Origin of the sequence: Dactylosporangium sp. NPDC051541, assembly GCF_044454505.1 — a bacterium.
In the GTDB taxonomy this organism is placed as follows: Bacteria; Actinomycetota; Actinomycetes; order Mycobacteriales; family Micromonosporaceae; genus Dactylosporangium.
The window spans coordinates 552,075-571,261 of the sequence record NZ_JBITDU010000003.1; the positions used below are offsets into that span (position 1 = coordinate 552,075).

Genomic DNA, 19,187 nt, shown 5'->3' on the forward strand with positions numbered 1-19,187 from the left:
CCGCACCAACCCCAATCCGAACGCGCAACGCCAATCCACGTGCCGAACGGTTTCCAGGCCCCACGTAGCCGGGCCGTGCCGAACGGTTTCAGTCCCCACGTAGCCGGGCCATTCCGCACCGACCCCACCCGTTCGCCACCCGATCGTCCGAATGCGCAACGGAAGCCACTCGCAGAAGCGGTTGCAGCCCGTGCGGTCCGGCTTGTTCACATCGAGCCCGCCCGCTCGCCACCCGGCTCAGGCGTTCCCGGTTGCGAGTCGCTGGTCCCCGGTCGCCGGTCTCCGATCGAGCTATGTTGCGGAGATGAGCGAAGTACTCCTGACCGGCGCCACCTCAGGCCTGGGCCGCTGGCTGGCCCCAAGACTCGGCAAGTCCGGCCTGACCGTCCTGCTGCACGGCCGCGACCAGGCCAAGGTCGATCGCGGTGTGGCCGAGGTGGAGGCGTCCGGCGGCCGAGCGGAGGGTTTCGTAGCCGACCTGGCCAGCCTCACGGACGTGGACCGGCTGGCCGCAGCCGTACGCAACCGCCCACTGACCCATCTCGTCAACAACGCCGGCGTGGGCTTCGGCGAGCGAGGCGGCCCCCGCGAGCTCTCCGCCGACGGCTACGAGCTGCGCTGGGCCGTCAACCTCCTGGCCCCCGTCCACCTGACCCGAGCCCTGCTACCGACACTCAAAGCCAACTCGCCGGCACGAATCGTGAACGTAGGCTCACTGGGCCAGGAGCCGATCGACTTCGACGATCTGCAACTCGAGTCGAACTACGACGGCATACGCGCCTACCGCCGCAGCAAACTAGCCCTGGCCGCCTGGACCTTCACGCTGGCCGAGGACCTGGCCGGCACCGGCGTAACCGCAAACTGCCTGCACCCAGCGACGTTCATGGACACCGAAATGGTCCGCCAGGCCGGCCAGCGCCCCTTCTCCACGGTGGACGAGGGCGGCGAGGCAACCTTGCGCCTGATCCTCGACGAACCCCGCACCGGCCTCTTCTTCGACGGCATGCGAGTAGCCGACCCCCACCCCGACGCCAAGAACCCCGCCGTACAGTCCCGCCTCCGCGCGACCCTCTGACCCCCCACAGCACCGCCGTCCCCAGCTCCGCCCCGCACTGCTCGCGAGCCGCACGACGGCAACGCTTCAGCCGTAGCCGCGATCACGCGTCCAGGGCGCCGGTCATGCTGCAGGCGCTCCCGCAACCCTGCTGCAAAGCTCGCGCCGGTCGTGCTGCAGGCCCCCCGCCATGAAGCTCCCCGATGCTGTAGCAGCGCGCTTCAGGGCTTCCCGGCAACTTTCCGCAGTCGCTCCACTACACCCGGATGAGGCCAGGTCCGCAGCCGATATCGTTCGGGCGTCAACTCAGGCTCCGGCTCCAGGTCGACCTCGCGGGCCACGTCGTCCCAAGCCACGAAGAACGGCTCAGCATCATCCGACGGGAACGCCACGTAGTCGGCCCGCGGCAGCAGCGTGTCAACACCCTCGGCCCAACTCGCCACCGTGAACACCGTGCCGTCCTGGCGCTGCGCACTCGTGCACGAAGCGACAAAAGCGTCCGTCTCCAAATGCGCGGCCTGCGCGGCGTACTCGGACGACGCGATGATGACCTCACTGCGATGCGTGATCTCGTACATCGGATGCTCCCGCGGCACCACGAACGGCACGACAGCGCCGGAGTCGTCGACCGTGAACGCCATCGGCGAGATGGGGCGGGCCGCTTCCCGATACTCCTGTTCCACGAGCTCGAACACCTTCCCGAGGCTCTCGGGGGTGTCGCCTTCACCGCGGCCGACGAGCAGCATGCCGGTCGTGTCGGGGATGAACGCGAGGGGCGGCCCGCCGAGCTGCGGCTGCTGTGCGGCGAGCCAGCCGTCGACGAGCAGGTGCGAGGCCCAGTACGCGTCGCCGTCCTCGACCATGCGGACCAGCGCACGCCGTCCGGGCGCGCCGGTCGTGTCCGTCCCGACCTTGGCCAGGCCGCTCATGTTGCGCCGGGCCCGGTCGAAGATGCTGTTCTCGGTGACGCCCCACTCCTGGGCCTGCTTCTCGGTGACGTACATGACCGACGTGGGCTGGTCGATGACGACGAACTCGGCCAGGTACGCCCAGGCCGGCCGCCGCAGCGGGCGCGGCGCGGCGGCGGGCATCCCGGCACCGAACGTGACCGTGCGCAGGAGCGGCCGCAGCAGCGGTGCAACGTCTTCCCAGTGCGTCGGCGCCCCCGGGTTGAACACAACAGCACTCAGGAACGACGCAATCCGCTCGCGCCGCTCATTGCGCCCGGAACGCTCACATTCGCGAAAAATATTGCCGAGGTACGCGATGGCCGGCTGCCCCTGCGCCGAGTCCCGGCGAACCTCGATCGCGAACTGTTCGGGCAGATACCGTGCCGACGCCACACCCGCGTCACGCATCGCGGTGAGCACCCGCCGCGCGAAGCGCTCCTGCGGCGTCCCGCGGAACCGTTCGAGCATCCCCATGCGGCCGTACGGTACCCGATACGGACCAGCACATCCTCGCACCATGCAACCCAAACACCCGCCACCCGCACCCCGCACGTCCAGTGCCCGCAGCCGCACGTTTCGCAACGAACGCAGCCCGCCCGTCCGGTGCACCCAGCCCGCACGTTTCGCAGTGCATTCAGCCCGCACGTTTCGCAGTGCGCGCAGCCCGCCCGTCCGGTGCGCGCAGCCCGCCCGTTTGCATGGCCGGCGCCCGCACGTCCGGTGTACGCAGTTCGCTCAGCAATGCGCGCAGCTCGCACGTCCGGTACGCGCAGCCCGCACGTCCGTGTTGCCCAGCCCGCACGTCTTGCAACGGCCGGTCCGGATGTTCGACGCCCGACGGGATGTTTTGACGCCCTTATTCCGGCAAAGCGACTGGTATGTCCATTCGGACTATGGGTGACGCGTCTATCGCGCAGCCGGCCGCCCGGTGCGCCGACCGGGTTCTCGGCGGCGGTGGCGACGGCCGCTGCGCACACGTGTGACCGGCCCTGAGCTTCGATCCGGTCCGTCACGACAGGAAGGGACGACGCCGATGCGCTCCCAGCGCCGAAGTGCCCGCGGAACCGTCGGGCACCCGTACTCCGCCCTGAACCTTCGCCTGGTCCTGGCCGTTTTCGGCTTCTTCACCAGCGCCGTGCTGGGCGCCCTGGCCCTGGCGGCCGGTTTCACCTGGCTGGCCGTGATCCTGTGGGTCCTGGCGGCGACAGCGCTGGTCGACTCGGTGGTGGTGGAGCTGCGCCGCCGCGCCCGCATCCGCGAGGGCGGCGGGCGCGGTTCGCTGTTCGAATGAGAAACCGCGGCCAGAGTCTGCCGACCGTCACGCAGCCGCCCAACCGCCCGTTGCGAGCAATGTCGCTTGTCGTATTCCCAGTGCGATGCCTGCCCGTTTCGCCACCGATGCGCTCACCCAACTCGGTAACGCGCCAACACAGCTCGCACAACGCCCGCCCGCTCGCGATGCGCTCAGGCAGCTCCCGACGCTGACCCAGCTCGCGACGCTGACCAGCTCGTAATGCTGACCAGCTCGTGACGCTGACCAGCTCGTGATGCGCTTGCTCGGCTGGTGATGTGCTCGGCCCGCAATGTGCTTGCCCGGCCGGTCAGGTGTGGGGCCCGAGCACACCGGCGCCAGCTGCGGTGCCGACATTCACTGCCGGCTCCTCATGGGTATGCCCGGCGCCAGATTCGCTTGCCCAGCTCGTACTGCCCTTGCCCGGCCGGTCAGGTTTGGGGCCCGAGCACACCGGCACCGGCTGCGGCGCCGCCGTTCGGTGCCGGCTCCTTGAGCTCGACGAAGATGGTGTGCGTCGGCGTATCGCCCACGTTGTGGCCGGCGTGTTCCTGTGCGCCGACCCAGCGCACGGCACCGGCTGGGATGTCGACGTCGACGGCCCGGTCGCCGTTCGTGATGCGACGGCGGAAGGCGGTCAGGGTGTACATCACGCTGTCCGGATGGCGGTGCGAGTGGGTCTGGTCGCCGGGGCTGTCGCGGTACTCCAGCACGCGGACCCGCTCATTCTCGAAGATCACTGCGTAGTGCTCGGGATCGGTGACGGCTGGATCGTCGCCGACTTCGTGGGACTCCAGTACCATGGGATTACGGTACCATGATGGTGATGCCAGTACCATATGAGGCGACCGGGCGCACGCAGCAGAAGTCGCGAACCCGTCAGGCCCTCGTCGACGCCACCCGTGAGCTGCTGGCCGAGGGAATGACCCCACGGGTCGAGGACGCGGCAGTGCACGCGGGCATCTCCCGGACGACGGCGTACCGGTACTTCACCAACCAGCGCTCCCTGCTCCTGGCCGCACAGCCGCAGATTCAGCCGGACTCGCTCCTGGGACCTGACGCGCCGACCGATCCCCAGGCTCGGCTCGACGCGTTCATGACGGCCTTCACGCAGTACAACCGGGAATGGGAACCACAATTGCGCTCCGCGTTGCGCCTTTCGCTGGAGGAGCAGCCGGAGCGCCCGCTCCTGCGCCGTGGCCGGGCCATCGGTTGGGTGGAGGACGCCCTGGCACCGCTGGAACGAACCCATCCCGGCCTCGACCGGCGCGCCCTGGCCGTGGCGATCCGCTCAGCGACCGGCATCGAGGCGCTGATCTGGCTCCTGGACATCGCGAACCAAACCTGGCCCGAAGCTGCCGAAACGGTACGCCGCACCGCCCAAGCAATCCTCGCCGCCGCGCTACGCGAACACACCGACCCCCACCCCGCCCGAACACGCTGAGGTCCACATGACGCACGACCACGCAGGGCGATGCATGCGCGAACGTGCACCCGAGCGCCGTGCGCGAACCTGCACCCGAGCGCCGTGCGCGAACGTGCACCCGAGCGCCGTGCGGTTCACATTCAACGGACACGTTCGGCGAAGCGTTGCGAACGTGCACCGGAGCGCGGCAGTTGCCCGGCACCAAAGGCACGCTGCCCGGCGCACTGCACGAACATGCACCGGAGAGCGGCGCGGATCGCGTTCAACGAACACATCGGGCGGTGCGTTGCTCAACCGTGCACGTGAGCGCGATGAGGCCGCACTCAATGAACACGTTCGGCGGTGCCTTGTTCAACCGTGCTCCTGAGCAGGCGGGGCACACGCGCCGACACGCGCGACCGTCCACTCGTGCACGATGAGGGCGGCCCTCTGCCGGCGTGCTGAGGGCCACCCTCTTCAGGCACGTGACGGCCGCGCGACGTGAGCACGGCTGCGCGACGTGAGCACGGCTGCGCGACGTGAGCACGGCTGCGCGACGTGAGCACGGCTGCGCGACGTGAGCACGGCTGCGCGACGTGAGCACGACCGCGCTACGTGAACACGCTGACGAACAGGATGAGCACTATCGAGACGACGGAGATGATGGTTTCCATGGCCGACCAGGTTTTGAACGTCTGGCCGACGGTCATCCCGAAGTACTCCTTCACCAGCCAGAAACCGGCGTCGTTGACGTGCGACAGGAACAGCGAGCCGGAGCCGATCGCCAGCGCCAGCAGCGCCGTGTTCGTGCCCGGCAGTTGGGCCAGCAGCGGCGCCATCAGGCCCGCCGCGGTCACCGTGGCCACCGTGGCCGAGCCCGTCGCCAGCCGGATGCCGACCGCGATCAGCCAGCCGAGCAGCAGCGCCGAGATGCCGCTGGCCGCGGCCGCTTTGCCGATCGCATCGCCGATGCCGATGCCGACCAGGACCTGCTTGAAGCCGCCGCCCGCGCCGATGATGAACACGATGCCCGCGATCGGCAACAAACTTCCGGCGACCATGTCGCTCACCCGGGCGCGGGAGAAGCCGCGCAGATAGCCGAAGGTGAACAGCGCCAGGAGTACCGCCAGCAGCAGCGCCACGAACGGGTCGCCGATCGAGTCGAACACCTTGCGCACCGGGTTGCCCTTGTCGTCCGTGGCGACGTCGGAGATCGCCTTGCCGAGCATGAGCGCGACGGGCAGGAGCACGGTGACGAGCGTGAGCACGAATCCGGGCCGGGTCGTGGCCCGGGCTTGGACGCCGCTCTCCACAGACTCGCCATCGCCGGTGCGAGTTCGGGCATCGCCTTCCACAGACGTGCGGCCAGCGGTGCGCGTCTGGACGCCGTCCTCCGCGAATGTGCCGTCGGTGGTGCGCGTCTGGGCATCGCCTTGCACGGACGTACCGTCGGTGGTGCGCGTCTGGACATCGTCTTCCGCGGACGAGCTGTCGGTCGTGCGCGTCCGGGCATCGCCTTGCGCGGACACGCCACTGGTGGTGCGTGTTTGAGCATCGCGTTGCAGCGGCGCGCCGTTCGCCGGTCGTTGCCGGGTGTCGCCTTCTGCGGGTGTGCCGTCGGCGGGTGTGCCGTCGGCGGCGGCCTCGCCGGCGGTCCGGGCCGAGGCGCCCTCGAACTCGGCGATCAGGCGGGCGGGCGGTTCGGGGGAGACGAAGCGAGCGATCCAGATGCCGTACAGCGGACCGGCGATGATGACCGTCGGGATCGCGACGATCAGGCCGAACGCCAGAGTCTGGCCCAGATCGGCGTGCAGCGCGTCGATGGCGATCAATGGCCCCGGGTGTGGCGGGACCAGGCCGTGCATGACCGAAAGGCCGGCCAGCGCCGGAATGCCGACCCGCACAATCGACGTCTTCGCGCGCCGAGCGACCAGGAAAATCACCGGGATCAGCAGTACGACGCCGACTTCAAAGAACAGGGGAATGCCGATGATCATGGCGATCAAGGCCATTGCCCACGGCAGGCGCGCGCGCCCGGACCGGCCAACGATTGTGTCCACCACCTGGTCGGCACCACCGGAGTCGGCCAGCAACTTGCCGAGAATGGTGCCGAGGGCGACAAGAATGCCGACTCCGCCCAGGGTGGTACCAAATCCGGATTCAAAACTGCTGATTGATTTCCCGGCGCCGAGCCCCGCGCCCAGTCCGACGACGGCACTGCCGAGGATTAAAGCCAAGAACGGGTGGATTTTGTACCGTGTGATGAGGACGACGACCACCGCGATCGCGACAGCGGTCCAGATCACCAGCGCCGTGTCGTGCAACGTCCAGTGCATTGACGGGCTCCTCTCCGAGGGCGCCCGGCGGCCGGCTCACACGTCGGGATGCGCCCGCAGGATTTCCGCGACGATCACGCCGGGCGGCGGCTCGACCGACACCACGGTCGCGCCCTCGTCCGGCGTCGGCGGTTCCAGGTCAGCGAACTGGCTGTCGAGCATTTCCACGCGCATGAAATGACCGTGGCGGGTCGCGAGCCGGCGCGTGATCAGCTCGCGGGATCCTTCGAGGAACACCATGCGCACTTGTGGCCGGCCGCGGCGGAGCTGGTCGCGGTATGCGCGTTTGAGCCCCGAGCACGTCACGACCCCGGACTCGCCGGCCGCCCCGCGCTCGTCGATCCACTGTCCGATCGCCGTCAGCCAGGGTTCGCGGTCGGCGTCGGTGAGCGGAATGCCCGCACTCATCTTCTCGACGTTCGCGGGCGGATGAAAATCGTCGGCCTCCGCGTATTGCCAGCCCAGCCGCCCGGCCAGCATCCCGCCCACGGTGGTCTTCCCGGTCCCCGCGACTCCCATGATCAGGAAAACCGGCGGCGCGTCTGACATGGCCACACGGTACCCCTGCAACACCGCCACCACACTTCGTGACAGCGGTTCCGCTCGCGAACCGGTCGCGCAGTGCACTGCGTCGCCGCGAAACTCCCCGCCGACCTGGAGCCGGCCGCCGGCCGAGCAGCAAGGAACGGCCGATGTCGAGCGGGAGGAGTTGCTTCCACCATCACCGGCGCGACCGGTTCGCTCGGCCGCCGACGCCGACGTGGTCCTCGGGTCGCAGTACGTGAAGGGCGGCAAGACGATCCAGGCCAGGTTGACGGTGGCGGCGTTGTCGAGGTCCTTGTTGATGTTCCAAACGTTCGGATCGCAACGGCCGTTTGAGAGCGATAGGTGCAGCGAAATGCGCGTTTGTTGCAGGCGACGGGGGTACTGGGTGTTCGCTGCGGGCAGGCCGTTGCGCGAGCGGTGCGGACGTTACCGTACTGGGTGTTCGCTGCGGGCAAGCCGTTGCGCGAGCGGTGCGGACGTTACCGTACTGGGTGTTCGCTGCGGGCAAGCCGTTGCGCGAGCGGTGCGGACGTTACGGTTCCGGGCATGATGGTGCGCGCGGTCGACGACGCTGACCGGACCTGGATGCGTGAACTGCTGATCGAAAGGTGGGGCGAGAGCCGGGTCGTGGTCGGCGGGGTCGCGCGGGACGCGGCCGCGCTCCCGGCGCTCATGGCGGTCGGGGGCGATGGGCGGCCGGCCGGACTGCTGACGTACGACACGGGACCCGCCGGGCTGGAAGTCGTCTCCTTGGATGCGCTCGAACGCGGCGGCGGCGTGGGTACCGCGCTGCTGGCCGCGGCCCGTGAGGTCGCGGCCGCGCTGGGGCTGCGCCGCGTCTGGCTCATCACGACCAACGACAACGTCGACGCGCTGCGGTTCTACCAGCGGCGGGGGATGCACATCACGGCCGTGCACCCGGGCGCCGCGGACCGCGGGCGGCTGATCAAGCCGGCGATCCCGGTCGAAGGGGAGTATCGAATCGACATCCACGATGAGATCGAGCTTGCGCTGTCCGCAGCCCCCGTGCGCATTCGGACGGGCGGTTTGCGCGATATCCCGGTGGTGCTCGCCCTATTGGACGCCGCGACCGCCTGGCTCGCCGCGCGCGGCCGGACCGGGCAGTGGGGCACCGAGCCGCACTCCACCAATCCGCGCCGACTGGCCGCACTGGCCGCCTGGGTACCGCAAGGTCATCTGCACATCGCCGACCTCGACGGCCGCCCGGTCGGCGCGCTCGTGGTCGGTGCCGCACCGGACCACGTGCCGGCGGCATCCGGCCCCGAGCTCTACGTCAATCTCCTGGTCACCAGCCGCACTCACACCGGAAAGGGCCTGGGCGGCGCGCTGCTCGACCACGCCCGTTCACTGGCACTGCACCGCGGACTGCCGCTGCTGCGCGTCGACTGCTATCGCGGCGACGACCGAGCGCTGGTCGGATGGTACGAGCGGCAGGGCTTCACGGCCACCGCCCCCTTCACCGTCACGCTGCCCGACGGTGCCGAATGGCCGGGCCAGGTCCTCGAACAGGATCTGACCTCGCGCGTTTGAGCACCGACGCTCGCCCGGGCAGTCGTCGCTGTCGCTGTCGCCGTCCGCTGTCCACGTCCGCTGTGCGCTGTCCACGTCCGCTGTCCACGTCCGCTGTCCGCTGTCCACGTCGGCTGTCGCTGTTCGCGTCTGCCGTCGCCGTCCGCTGCCGCTGTTGTGTAGTTGTCCCTGCTGCAGCTTCGCGCGTCCAAATGCAGCCGAACGCCAATGCACGTTCGGTCGATGCGCGCGGTGCACGGTGCATGAAATGCGCAGGGCGCGCGGTTAGGGATGTGGTGGTAGCGCGGCGTGGGCGGCGTGCATGGGCGAGGGTGCGGGCGGTGCAGGCGGTGCGGGGTGCGTGGTTGTGCTTTGCGTGGTTTGGGTGCGGTGGTCGCGCGGCGCGGGCGGCCGAGCTGGCGAGTATGAGTGAGGTGTGCGGTGGGGTTGTGTTCAGTCGTGCAGTCCCAGCAGGTCGGCCTTGTCGGTTACGTGGCGGATTTTGCTCACTGCGGTCATCGGCAAATGGGAGTACAAATGCGGAAATGTCCCGTGGTTGTTGGTTTCCCATTTGAGCGACTCGCCGAACGGTTCCGGGTCGATGGACAGCACGATGAGGTCGGGCTCGTCGGCGAAGAAGCGTGTCGCCGTGCGGTGGACTTGTTCGCTCGTTGACAGGTGTACGAATCCGTCGGCTTGGTCGAGCGGCGAGCCCGCGAATGAGCCGGTCGCCTCGAACGCGGCCCACTCGGCCGGCAGCAGGATCTTGTAGATCGGCGAGGGCATGGGTGCTACCGGTCGCCGCGGATTCGGCCATAAACGAGCACGTCGCGCCAGGCGCCGTCGCGGAAGTCGGCTGAGCGCAGGATGCCCTCGCTCAGAAAACCGACCTTTTCGAGCGCTTTCTGCTCGGCGATGTTTTCCGGCTGGATGCGCGCCTCGATGCGCTGCGTGGGGGTGCTGGCGAACAGGTAGTCGCACAGTAGTGTTTGCGCCCGCCAGCCGACCCCGCGGCCGCGCCACTCGGGGAGCAGGACGATGCCGATGCCCCAGTACTGCGCCAGGCCCGAGCCGATCGCGAACCACTGCACGAATCCGGCCGCGGTCTCGTCGGCCTCGACCATGAGCCGGCCGTCCTCGGCGCCGAGGTACCCGTCGCTGGCGAACCGGCGCGCCGGCCCGTTCGGCTCCTGGTAGCCCGTCCACGCCGAGCCGGCCAGCCCCGGCTCGGTCGCGAACCGGCGGAACATGGCGAGGTCCCCCTCGACCACCGGCCGCAGCCGCACCCAGGTCTTGTTGTTCACACGCCCCCACCTCTCGACCGCAAGATCGCCAGCCATCTTCGCCGAAGATGACGCCCCACGCCATCCGGCGTCACGCCGTCAATCGCGTGACGCTACCGCGCGCCGCCATGCCCGTCGATGTCCCGCCCCGCGCGCCGCCGCACGTTTCCCGGCAAGTCACGTTCGGCGGCTGCAAGTCACCGTCAGCGGCCTGCGCGTCACGTTCAGCGCGCCGCGCGTCATGTTCGGCGGGCTGCGCGTTACGTGCGGCTCGCTGCAGGTCGCGTTCGGCTGGCTGCGGGTTATGTGCGACTCGCTGCGCGTCATGTTCGACCTGCTGCAGGTCGCGTACGGCGCGCTGCACGCCATGCTCGACTTGCTGCGCGTCATGTGCAACGGGCTGCACGTCATGTTCAGCGCGCTGCGGGAGACGTTTAGCGCGCTGAACATCACGCCCAGCGGGCTGCGGGACATGTTCGGCGGCTGCACGTTATGTTCGGCGGGCTGCGGGTCGCGTTCGGCGCGCTGCACGTATGCCCAGCGGGGGCTGCAGGTTGCGTTCGGCGGCTGCATGTTACGACCGGATGATGGAAGATCACTTGCTCAGGGCGGGAGCGACTTCCTTGCGAATGAGCTCGAACGATCGGGCCCGGGCGTCGATGTCGTACACCATGCACGTCAGCATGAATTCGTCGGCCTGTGTAGCCGCGAGCAGGTCGCTGAGCTGCTGCCGGACGGTCGACGGCGAGCCGAGCGCCTGGCCTTCGCGGCGGGAGAGGACGAACTCGCGTTCGCGGTCGCTGTACTGGTACGCGGCCGCCTCCTCAGGGGTGGCCATCGGCTCGGGGCGCCCGGAGCGCAGGCGCAGGAACGACAGCGCGCTCGGCCCGGACAGGAACTCGGCCTCTTCGTCGGTCTCGGCGGCGATCGCACTCACCGCGACCATCGCGTACGGCTCCTGCAGCCACTGTGAAGGGCGGAAGTTCTGGCGGTACAAACCGAGCGCCGGCAGCGTGTTCTGAGCGCTGAAATGGTGCGCGAATGCGAACGGTAGCCCGAGCAAGCCGGCCAGTTGTGCACTGAATCCGCTCGAGCCGAGCAGCCAGACGTCGGGTTTGGAGCCTTTGCCGGGGGAGGCGAGGATGCGGGTGCCGCCCTCGAAGTAGGCGATGAGGTCCTGCAGCTCCTCGGGGAAGTTTTCGGCGGAGAGCCCTTCCATGGAGCGGCGCAGGGCGAGCGCGGTGTACTGGTCGGTGCCGGGTGCGCGGCCGATGCCCAGATCGATGCGGCCCGGGTGCAGCGCTTCGAGGGTGCCGAACTGCTCGGCGACGACCAGCGGAGCATGGTTGGGCAGCATGACGCCGCCGGACCCGACGCGGATCGTGGAGGTGGCGGCGGCGAGGTGGGCGAGCAGGACGGCCGGCGACGAACTGGCGATGGCGGGCATGTTGTGGTGCTCGGCCACCCAGAACCGGCGGTACCCCAGCGCCTCGACCCGGCGGGCGAGCTCGGTGGTGTTCCGCAGCGCCTCCCCGGTCGATCCATTGACGGCCACGGGCGCGACATCGAGCACTGAAAGCGGAATTTCACTCACAGACCAAGGTCAACACGCGTTTTCGCAAAGATATTCCCATGGAAGATGCAACTAGGATCCTAGGACGCATTGGGTGCGGTTGTCCGGCATGGACTACCGCACATCGACAACGTAAACGCACAGAACGTTGCAGACACGAACTGACGCTGCTGCGCGCCGGACTCGTCTTGCAGGTTACGGGCTGCGACGATGCGGCCGGAGCCGGAGCCGGAGCCGGAGCCGGAGCCGGAGCCGGAGCCGGAGCCGGAGCCGTGGCCGTGGCCGTGGCCGGAACGGAGCCGTGGCCGGGGCTGGAGCCGGAACGGAGCCGTGGCCGGGGCTGGAACGGAGCCAAGCCGGAACTGGAGTTGAGCTGGAGCTCGGACGGAGCTTGGACCGGAGTCGGTTCCGGAGCGTCGGCCCGGCTCAGAGGCGAGATCACCGCAATGGCCGACTGCGGCATCCACCCGGCTCGGCGGGCAGAATCGGCGTAGATCGCTCACGACGTTGACCGTTCAGACGTACACGCTCACGACGTCGACCGCCCCGACGTGACCGAGTGACACCGGACTGCGACTCCGACATGAGCGAGCGACATCGAGCGATACGAGCGACACAGAACGACACCGAGCGACACCGGACTGCCCGCTCCGATGACAGTGCCGTGCAACTGGTGACAAGCCGGCCTGCGCGTTTGTACCCTGCTCAACGTGACAGCTGACCCCACTGTGTGGCGGGTCAAGGGCATGCCGTTGGCGCCGGCCACCGGGCATGGGGCGCTGGACGGCGTGCGGCTCGCGGTCAAAGACCTGTTCGCGGTGACCGGTTTCGCCGTCGGCGCCGGGAATCCGGCCTGGCTGGCCGAGGCCCTTCCGGTCGCCGAGGACGCGCCGGCCGTCGCCCGGCTGCGCGCCGCGGGTGCGGTCGTGCAAGGTATTGCGCACACCGACGAATTCGCGTACTCACTGTCCGGCGCGAACGTCCACTATGGTGCGCCGCCCAATCCGGCCGCTCCGGACCTCGTCACGGGCGGGTCCTCGAGCGGCCCCGCGTCGGCCGTCGCCACCGGTCACGCCGATGTCGGCCTGGGCACGGACACGAGCGGATCGATCCGGGTCCCGGCCTCGTGCTGCGGACTGTTCGGGTTTCGCCCAACGCACGGCGCCGTGTCCGCGGATGGGGTGATGCCGCTCGCGCCGTCGTTCGACACTGTCGGGTGGATCACCCGCGATGCGCAAACGCTCACCGCGGTGGGTGACGTGCTCCTGCCTCCGGAAACGCCGACGATTCCCAAATCTTTTCTTGCCCTCGGGGGTACTGCGCAAGCCGTCTCCCAGTTCCGCCGGCCGGTCCGCGAGATCAGCCTGTCCACGTGGGACGATCCCGATCCGTTGCTGCTGGCGTTCCGCCGGGTGCAGGCGGCCGAGTCCTGGCGGGCCCACGGGTGGTGGGTCGAAACCCATCCGCGCAGCCTTGCCGGTGACGTCGAGGCCCGGTTCCGTTTCGGTGCACAAGTGAGCGCGGACGAGGAAGCGGACGCACGTTCGCGCATCGCGGCCTGGCGCGGCGAACTGCTGGACTTGCTCGGCGACGACTCCTGGCTGGTACTGCCCGCCGGTGGCCCCGGCCACGCGCGCAACCTGGGGCTGGCCGGCCGCGACCAGTGGCGGCGGGAGACGCTGCGGTGTTCCGTGCCGGCGAGCGCGTACGGCCTGCCGAGTGTCTCCGTCCCCACCGGCTCCACGCCGCCGGCCGGGATCGCCCTGGTCGCCCCACCGGGCCGTGACCGGGCACTTTTGGACCTCGTCGCCAGCGCTTTCCCGGCGGCCTGACCCTCGATCCCGATGACTTGGCGGTGTCGGCTCGTGCTCGGTGCGGCTGGCCGAGTACACGAACGCGCGGCGGTGGACGGTGCGCTCGACGACACTCGGGCGTCAGCTCGCGCTCGTAACGGCCGGTCGAGTGCACGAACCCGCAGCGGCGGTTGACGTGTTCGACGAAGCCGTGCTGCTCAGGCGGCCGACCGCGCGTAGCGACGTTCGAGTCGGCCGAACCCTGCGCGAGGCGGCGACGTCCAGCCGGCCCAACCCTGCGCGAGGCGACGTTCGAGTCGGCCCAACCCTGCTCGAAGCCTGCGCAGCCTGCGCGCCGGATGGTCAGGGTGTGAACGCGGCGCGCACCGCCGCGGCCGGCGTGGTGAGCGAACCGTGCACGAGGTCCGTGCGATGCACCAGGCGGGGCTCGGTCACCGGGACGCCGCGCAGGCCCGGGGTCAAAGCCGGCTCCGGCACCAGCGCCAACCCGGCACCGGCCGCGATCAATGCCCAGAAGACCGCAGCATCGGTACCAGGATAGGCGAGCCCGTTCCGGAAACCTTCCGCCCGTGCAAGCGCCCGCAACTGTGCCGGCGGCGTGGCGACCTCGGGTGCGTCCAGCCACACCGCATCGGCCAGATCGGCCAGCCGGAGCCCACGCCGGCCCGCGAGGGGGTGGGACACCGGCAGCGCGACGACGGCCGGTCGTTCACCGACGACCACAGTGGACAACTGCCCGGTGTCCGGCAGGGACAGCGGGTCGCTCGGTGCGGTGACCCCGTCCACGAGGCCCAGGTCCAGCGTGCCCACGGCGACGCGGGTGGCGATGTCCGAACGACCAGCGACGTGCAGCGTGAATGACACCCGCGGCATCGCCCGCTGCACGGCGACCAGTGCGGTGACGTCCACACCGGACAGCGGGGTCGCTCCCAGTACCACTGCCGCCGGTGGGGGACCGGACAACCGGGCGACGTCGGCCCGGGCCGCGGCCAGCCGCAGCAGGATCGGGCCGGTGTGTTCCAGCAGCCGGGACCCCGCGTCGGTGAGGGCGACTGGGCGGCGGCGCAGCAGGGCGGCCCCGACGTCCTGCTCGAGCGCGGCGATTTGTTGCGACACGGCCGATTGCGTGTACCCGAGTTCGTCCGCGGCCGCCGAGAACGAACCGAGGCGGGCGACGGCGGCGAACGTGCGCAGCAGATGGGGTTCCACGACATCATCGTTCCTTATGTCAGTACCATAAACAGTCGTTGGACTTATTTCATGTGCACATCGCAAGCTCTTTGCATGACGACGACTCGCACCGCCCGGATCGCACTTGTCGGCGACCGGTCCTCGCATGTCCGTTCCCATGTCCGCATCCCCGGCCTCATCGAGGTGCTCCGCGAGCAGCACGGGCTCGCGCTCGACGCGTACTGGATTCCATCCGAGGATGTCGATCCCGCGGCACTGGCCGGGTTTGACGGGATCTGGCTGATTCCGGGTTCGCCGTATCGCTCGGAGGTCGGCGCGCTCGCCGCCGTCCGCGCGGCCCGGGAGTATCGTGTCGCGTTCCTCGGCACCTGCGGCGGCTTCCAGCACCTGATGCTGGAGATGATCCGCGACGTCGCCGGGGTCCGCGACGCGGCTCACGCGGAGAACGAACCGGACGCCGAGCGGCCCGTCATCGTGCCGTTGTCCTGCTCGCTCGTCGGTCATGAAGGTGCGGTACACCTGCGCAAAGGCAGTCTGGCTGAGCGTATCTTCGGCGTCGAGCGTTCAGTCGAGCGGTACCACTGTTCACATGGACTCGATCGCGCATACCTGCCGGTGCTGGAGGCGCACGGGCTGCGCTTCACCGGGCACGACGACGACGGTGAGGTCCGCGTGGCGGAACTGGACGGGCATCCGTTCCTGGTCGGTACCCTGTTCCAGCCCGAACTCGCCGGCGACGGCACCCGCGTGCACGCCGTGATCAGGGCGTTCGCCGAGGCGGCGGTGGCCGTGGGAGCGGCTCGGGAAACGGCGGCGGTCTGAGTCACTGCGGGCACGGCATTCGCAGCGCCGGCCACGACGTGCAGGTTTCGAGCAGGCGCTGGGCTTCGAGGGCATCCGCACCTTCGGCTGGCTCATGGTCGAGGTCCGTCGCATTGCGCAGGATCACTGGCGAACTCTGCGGTACGCCGGGCGCGCCGACGTGCATGACGTGCATACGTGCATGACGTGTATGACGCCGCCGGACGTGCCGGACGTGCCTGACGTGCCCGACGTGCCCGACGTGCATGATGTGCCGGACGTGCAATGACGTGCATGATGTGCCGGACGTGCATGACGTGCATGACGTGCTAGTCCACTGTGGAGCGGTCCCAGAAGCGCCAGGCCCGGTGGTTCCAGGCGATGATCCTCGAGCGGCCATGGACCGGGGAAAGCCTGGCCACCGGTAGATCGCAGTACCTACCGCCGCCGCAGACTCCAGTCGAAGCTGCCCCGGCACACGACCTCACCGTCCGCGTCGCGGATCTCGGCCTCGGTCATCGCCCGCGCGACGTCCGCCTCGCCCGCGAACAGCGCCTTGAGCCCGGCCAGCTCCTCGGCCTCGAGGCGGCACGACGCGACGAGGCGGCCGCGCGCGGGCGCGAGGAAGCGCAGTTCGGCGGCGGCGCCCAGCGGAATGACGCCGGCGAAGTCGTCCGGCTTCTCGATGGCGCCGATGAGCGCGGCCAGGCCGGCCGCGTCGACGAGCGTCATGAGGCCGCTGGAGTGCAGCGAGCCGATGACGTTGGTCAGCGCGTACGGTACCTCGGCGGCCACCTCGGCCTCCCCGTCCGCGGCCCGCACGACCTCGAGGCCGAGCGTCAGGTGCGCGGGGATCGGGCCGAGCAGCTGCCGGGCGAGTTCGGTCGCGTCCATGCCCGGACGTTAGCGCTGGTGGCGGCCCTACCGCATCCTACCGGCCGGTAACCGGAGCGTGAATACTCCTCCCGGGTTCGGCCGGAAAGGTTCCTGCGGCCGGCCCGGGCATAGATGATCTTTCCTTACTTCCCCGTGGGGACGTTGCCCAGGGCCGTACGCCCGAGCTTGGCCATGATCTCGTCGAGCTCGAGGGCGTTGAAGCGGTCGTGGCTGTACCCGTGGAAGGTGAATCTGAGGTAAGCGTCCTGGTCCAGGCACCACAGCATCGCGTCGGCGTTCTCGGCCGCCGGGTCGACCTTGTGGCCGGCGAACGCGCGCTTGCCGCACTCGACGGGTAGCCGCGACATCCCGGCCTGCTGCGCCCCCTCGAACTTCGCCGCAGCGCCGGAACTGACTTCCACGTACAGTTCGAGCCGGTTGCCCGTCGCCTCCGGACTGCGCGAATCGTGTTTGAACGTGTAGTTGCACACACCGTCGGCGCCCTTCGCGGACTTCTCCAGCGGCGCGCCGAGGTCCGTGCCGAACGCGTTCTTGTCCAGCAACTTGCACGGGTCTTGCGGCTGGCGGTGCGAAAGGCCCGTCGGCAGTACGTCCGGCAGGCCCTTCTCCACGATGAACGCGGCTGCGGTACCGCCGAGCAGGCACAGCGCGAACAGGCCACCGACGATCGCCAGGAGCGTTCCGGTCCGCGGCTGGAACGGCGTCGCCCGCGGCGGCTGGTACGCGGCCACGGGCGCCCCCACCGGCTGGTACGTGCCCGCCGGCGACCCGGGCTGGTACGCGGTCGCCGGCTGCCCCGGCTGGTACGCGGTCCCCGGCTGGTACGCGGTCGTCGGCTGCTGAAAATTCGCTGCCAACTGTCCCGACTGCTGGGACGTGGCCGGGCCAGGCAGCGCCGGCTGACCCGGCTGCGCCGCCGATGCCGATGCCGACGCCGGTGGCGCCGATGCCGGTGGCGCGGACGCCGGTGGCGCGGACGCCGGTGGCGCCGACGGGACCGCCGGGAGCGGCCCGGGCGTAGGTGCGATCGATGCCGAGCCCGGCACCGGTGACGCCGGTGCTGCCCAGGGCGCGGTCGAGGCGGGCGGCGTCGGCGCGTGCGGCCCCGGCGGCGGAGCGGGCTGCTGCGGCTGGAGCGGGTCATACTGCGGCGACGTCACGCGGGCAGTATGTCAGGCCCGGCCGCGCGGCAGGTCAGCCGATTGTCACCACCTTCGCCCACTCCGGGGGAGCGTCGGGCCGGTAGTCCGGGTCGTCCTCACGGTACGTGCGGCGATGCTCCCGCGGGAACAGCCCCACCACCGTCCGGCACGGCGGCTGCCGGACCGGCCACGGCGTCTGACCGTCCGTCAGGACCACCACCACGTCCGGCCGCGGGCTTTCCCGCAGCGCCCGATCGAACCCGGCCCGCAGATCGGTTCCACCGCCGCCGAGCAGCGCGATCCCCTCGCCCCGGCACAGCGGCACGGCCAGGTGCGCGGCGGCGTCGCACGGCACGACCGTGATCAGGTCCCGCCGCCCGCCGACCGCCCGGGTGATCGCCGCGACCTCGAGGACCGCGCTGCCGAGCTCGTCGTCGCTGACCGAGCCCGAGGTGTCGATGACCACGCACACCCGTGGCGGGCGGCGGCGCAGGCTCGGCAGGACCACACGGGGCAGTGCGGCGCTGCGCCGGGCCGGCCGCCCGTACACGTAGTCGTCCCCGACACCGGCGCTCGCGGCCGCTGTACGCACGGCCGCTCCCAGCAGTTGCCGCCACGGCTGGGCCGGGTGGAAAGCCTCTTCCGCCCAGCGCTTCCAGCCTTTCGGCGCGCTGCCGGGCGCACCGCGGATGCCCTCCGCCACCCGGAACCGTACCGCGTCCCGCTCCTGCGTGCTCAGCCCGTGCGCCCCGTCCGGCCCGAGATCCCACGGCCGCTCCAGCCCGTCGGCCCCGCTGCCACAGTCGAGCCAGACATGGTCCTGCGTGTGGGGCCCGAGCCGGAACAGCGGCAGATACTCCTCCATGAGCTGTCCCAAAGGCAATTGCAAACGCTCCGGGTGTACTGCTCCAGCCGGCGTCGGCAGCCCCGAGCCGAACGCGTCATCGTTGATCTCGCAGTCGGCGGCGATGTTCATCCGCAAACGGTCACCGGGTCCGTCGAGCCCGTCCCGCGCAGCCACCCGGTCCCCGCGCCCGTGGTGGTCGCGCAGCAGGTGCGACACCTCATGGACCCAGACGGCGGCCAGCTCCTCAAGGGGCGTGGCGTCGACGAACGCCGGGTTGACGTAACAACGCCAGTACATGTCGACACCCATCGTCGGCACAAGCCGCGACGGGACCGGATGCAGCGCAAAGAGCGCGGCGGCAAGGTACGGCCGCATGCGCGTCGCAAACAACCGCGCCGAAAACAGCTTCTCCTCATCGAACACGTCCACCGCCTGGTCCCCACCCGGCCTGTTCGCACCCCGCCTGTTCGAGCCCCGCCTGTTCGAGCCCTGCCTGTTCGAGCCGTGCCTGTTCGAGCCGTGCCTGT

At 69.8% G+C, this 19,187-nt stretch carries 19 protein-coding genes; 6 read left to right on the forward strand and 13 right to left on the reverse strand.

Annotated features, from left to right (window positions below):
- The first annotated feature begins 304 nt into the window (after positions 1-304).
- A complete protein-coding gene (locus ACIA8L_RS16635) occupies positions 305-1,075 on the forward strand; it encodes an SDR family NAD(P)-dependent oxidoreductase (protein ID WP_395905149.1) in 771 nt (256 codons plus the stop codon).
- A gap of 200 nt (positions 1,076-1,275) precedes the next feature.
- Here the strand turns inward: ACIA8L_RS16635 and ACIA8L_RS16640 are convergent, their stop codons facing one another.
- A complete protein-coding gene (locus ACIA8L_RS16640; protein WP_395905151.1) occupies positions 1,276-2,478 on the reverse strand; it encodes a hypothetical protein in 1,203 nt (400 codons plus the stop codon).
- Positions 2,479-3,037: 559 nt separating this feature from the next.
- Here ACIA8L_RS16640 and ACIA8L_RS16645 point away from each other — a divergent pair.
- Positions 3,038-3,295, forward strand: a complete 258-nt coding sequence (locus ACIA8L_RS16645; RefSeq protein WP_395905153.1) for a hypothetical protein — start codon at positions 3,038-3,040, stop codon at positions 3,293-3,295.
- Positions 3,296-3,726: 431 nt separating this feature from the next.
- On the opposite strand, the gene ACIA8L_RS16650 is transcribed toward ACIA8L_RS16645, so the two are convergent.
- Positions 3,727-4,098 (reverse strand): cytoplasmic protein, encoded by a 372-nt coding sequence (locus ACIA8L_RS16650; RefSeq protein ID WP_395905155.1) that lies wholly within the window; start codon positions 4,096-4,098, stop codon positions 3,727-3,729.
- Between the two features lie 23 nt (positions 4,099-4,121).
- Here ACIA8L_RS16650 and ACIA8L_RS16655 point away from each other — a divergent pair, with 23 nt between their 5' ends.
- Positions 4,122-4,739 (forward strand): TetR/AcrR family transcriptional regulator, encoded by a 618-nt coding sequence (locus tag ACIA8L_RS16655; protein ID WP_395905157.1) that lies wholly within the window; start codon positions 4,122-4,124, stop codon positions 4,737-4,739.
- A gap of 572 nt (positions 4,740-5,311) precedes the next feature.
- Here the strand turns inward: ACIA8L_RS16655 and ACIA8L_RS16660 are convergent.
- Positions 5,312-7,036, reverse strand: coding sequence for an SLC13 family permease (locus tag ACIA8L_RS16660; protein ID WP_395905159.1), 1,725 nt, complete (start codon positions 7,034-7,036; stop codon positions 5,312-5,314).
- 36 nt (positions 7,037-7,072) lie between these two features.
- Positions 7,073-7,615: a gluconokinase gene (locus ACIA8L_RS16665; protein ID WP_395905161.1), complete on the reverse strand. Its 543-nt coding sequence runs from the start codon at positions 7,613-7,615 to the stop codon at positions 7,073-7,075.
- Between the two features lie 513 nt (positions 7,616-8,128).
- Between ACIA8L_RS16665 and ACIA8L_RS16670 the strand changes: the two genes are divergently transcribed.
- A complete protein-coding gene (locus ACIA8L_RS16670) occupies positions 8,129-9,133 on the forward strand; it encodes a GNAT family N-acetyltransferase (protein WP_395905163.1) in 1,005 nt (334 codons plus the stop codon).
- Positions 9,134-9,565: 432 nt separating this feature from the next.
- On the opposite strand, the gene ACIA8L_RS16675 is transcribed toward ACIA8L_RS16670, so the two are convergent.
- From ACIA8L_RS16675 to ACIA8L_RS16690, 4 genes are all read right to left on the reverse strand, one after another.
- Entirely contained in the window at positions 9,566-9,898 is a 333-nt protein-coding gene (locus ACIA8L_RS16675; protein ID WP_395905165.1) for a DUF952 domain-containing protein, read from the reverse strand.
- A gap of 5 nt (positions 9,899-9,903) precedes the next feature.
- Positions 9,904-10,416 (reverse strand): GNAT family N-acetyltransferase, encoded by a 513-nt coding sequence (locus tag ACIA8L_RS16680; protein ID WP_395905167.1) that lies wholly within the window; start codon positions 10,414-10,416, stop codon positions 9,904-9,906.
- Positions 10,417-10,572: 156 nt separating this feature from the next.
- Complete coding sequence (locus tag ACIA8L_RS16685) at positions 10,573-10,968, reverse strand: hypothetical protein (protein ID WP_395905169.1); 396 nt, start codon at positions 10,966-10,968, stop codon at positions 10,573-10,575.
- 22 nt (positions 10,969-10,990) lie between these two features.
- Complete coding sequence (locus ACIA8L_RS16690) at positions 10,991-11,989, reverse strand: LLM class flavin-dependent oxidoreductase (RefSeq protein WP_395905171.1); 999 nt, start codon at positions 11,987-11,989, stop codon at positions 10,991-10,993.
- Between the two features lie 689 nt (positions 11,990-12,678).
- Here ACIA8L_RS16690 and ACIA8L_RS16695 point away from each other — a divergent pair.
- Positions 12,679-13,800 carry an amidase family protein gene (locus ACIA8L_RS16695; protein ID WP_395905173.1) on the forward strand — a complete coding sequence of 374 codons (1,122 nt, stop codon included), beginning with the start codon at positions 12,679-12,681 and terminating at the stop codon, positions 13,798-13,800.
- A gap of 324 nt (positions 13,801-14,124) precedes the next feature.
- Here ACIA8L_RS16695 and ACIA8L_RS16700 read toward each other — a convergent pair whose 3' ends face one another.
- The gene (locus tag ACIA8L_RS16700; RefSeq protein WP_395905175.1) at positions 14,125-14,991 is read right to left on the reverse strand and encodes a LysR family transcriptional regulator; all 867 of its coding nucleotides are present in this window, start codon (positions 14,989-14,991) and stop codon (positions 14,125-14,127) included.
- On the opposite strand from ACIA8L_RS16700, the gene ACIA8L_RS16705 reads away from it, so the two are divergent.
- Positions 14,980-15,795 (forward strand): hypothetical protein, encoded by an 816-nt coding sequence (locus ACIA8L_RS16705; protein WP_395905177.1) that lies wholly within the window; start codon positions 14,980-14,982, stop codon positions 15,793-15,795. The genes ACIA8L_RS16700 and ACIA8L_RS16705 overlap by 12 nt on opposite strands.
- A 1-nt stretch (position 15,796) precedes the next feature.
- On the opposite strand, the gene ACIA8L_RS16710 is transcribed toward ACIA8L_RS16705, so the two are convergent.
- From ACIA8L_RS16710 to ACIA8L_RS16725, 4 genes are all read right to left on the reverse strand, one after another.
- Positions 15,797-15,922 (reverse strand): hypothetical protein, encoded by a 126-nt coding sequence (locus ACIA8L_RS16710; protein ID WP_395905179.1) that lies wholly within the window; start codon positions 15,920-15,922, stop codon positions 15,797-15,799.
- A 290-nt stretch (positions 15,923-16,212) separates the two neighbouring features.
- Positions 16,213-16,668, reverse strand: coding sequence for a PaaI family thioesterase (locus tag ACIA8L_RS16715; protein WP_395905181.1), 456 nt, complete (start codon positions 16,666-16,668; stop codon positions 16,213-16,215).
- A gap of 125 nt (positions 16,669-16,793) precedes the next feature.
- Complete coding sequence (locus ACIA8L_RS16720) at positions 16,794-17,528, reverse strand: hypothetical protein (RefSeq protein WP_395905183.1); 735 nt, start codon at positions 17,526-17,528, stop codon at positions 16,794-16,796.
- Positions 17,529-17,865: 337 nt separating this feature from the next.
- Entirely contained in the window at positions 17,866-19,089 is a 1,224-nt protein-coding gene (locus ACIA8L_RS16725) for a VWA-like domain-containing protein (RefSeq protein ID WP_395905185.1), read from the reverse strand.
- Positions 19,090-19,187: the final 98 nt, after the last annotated feature.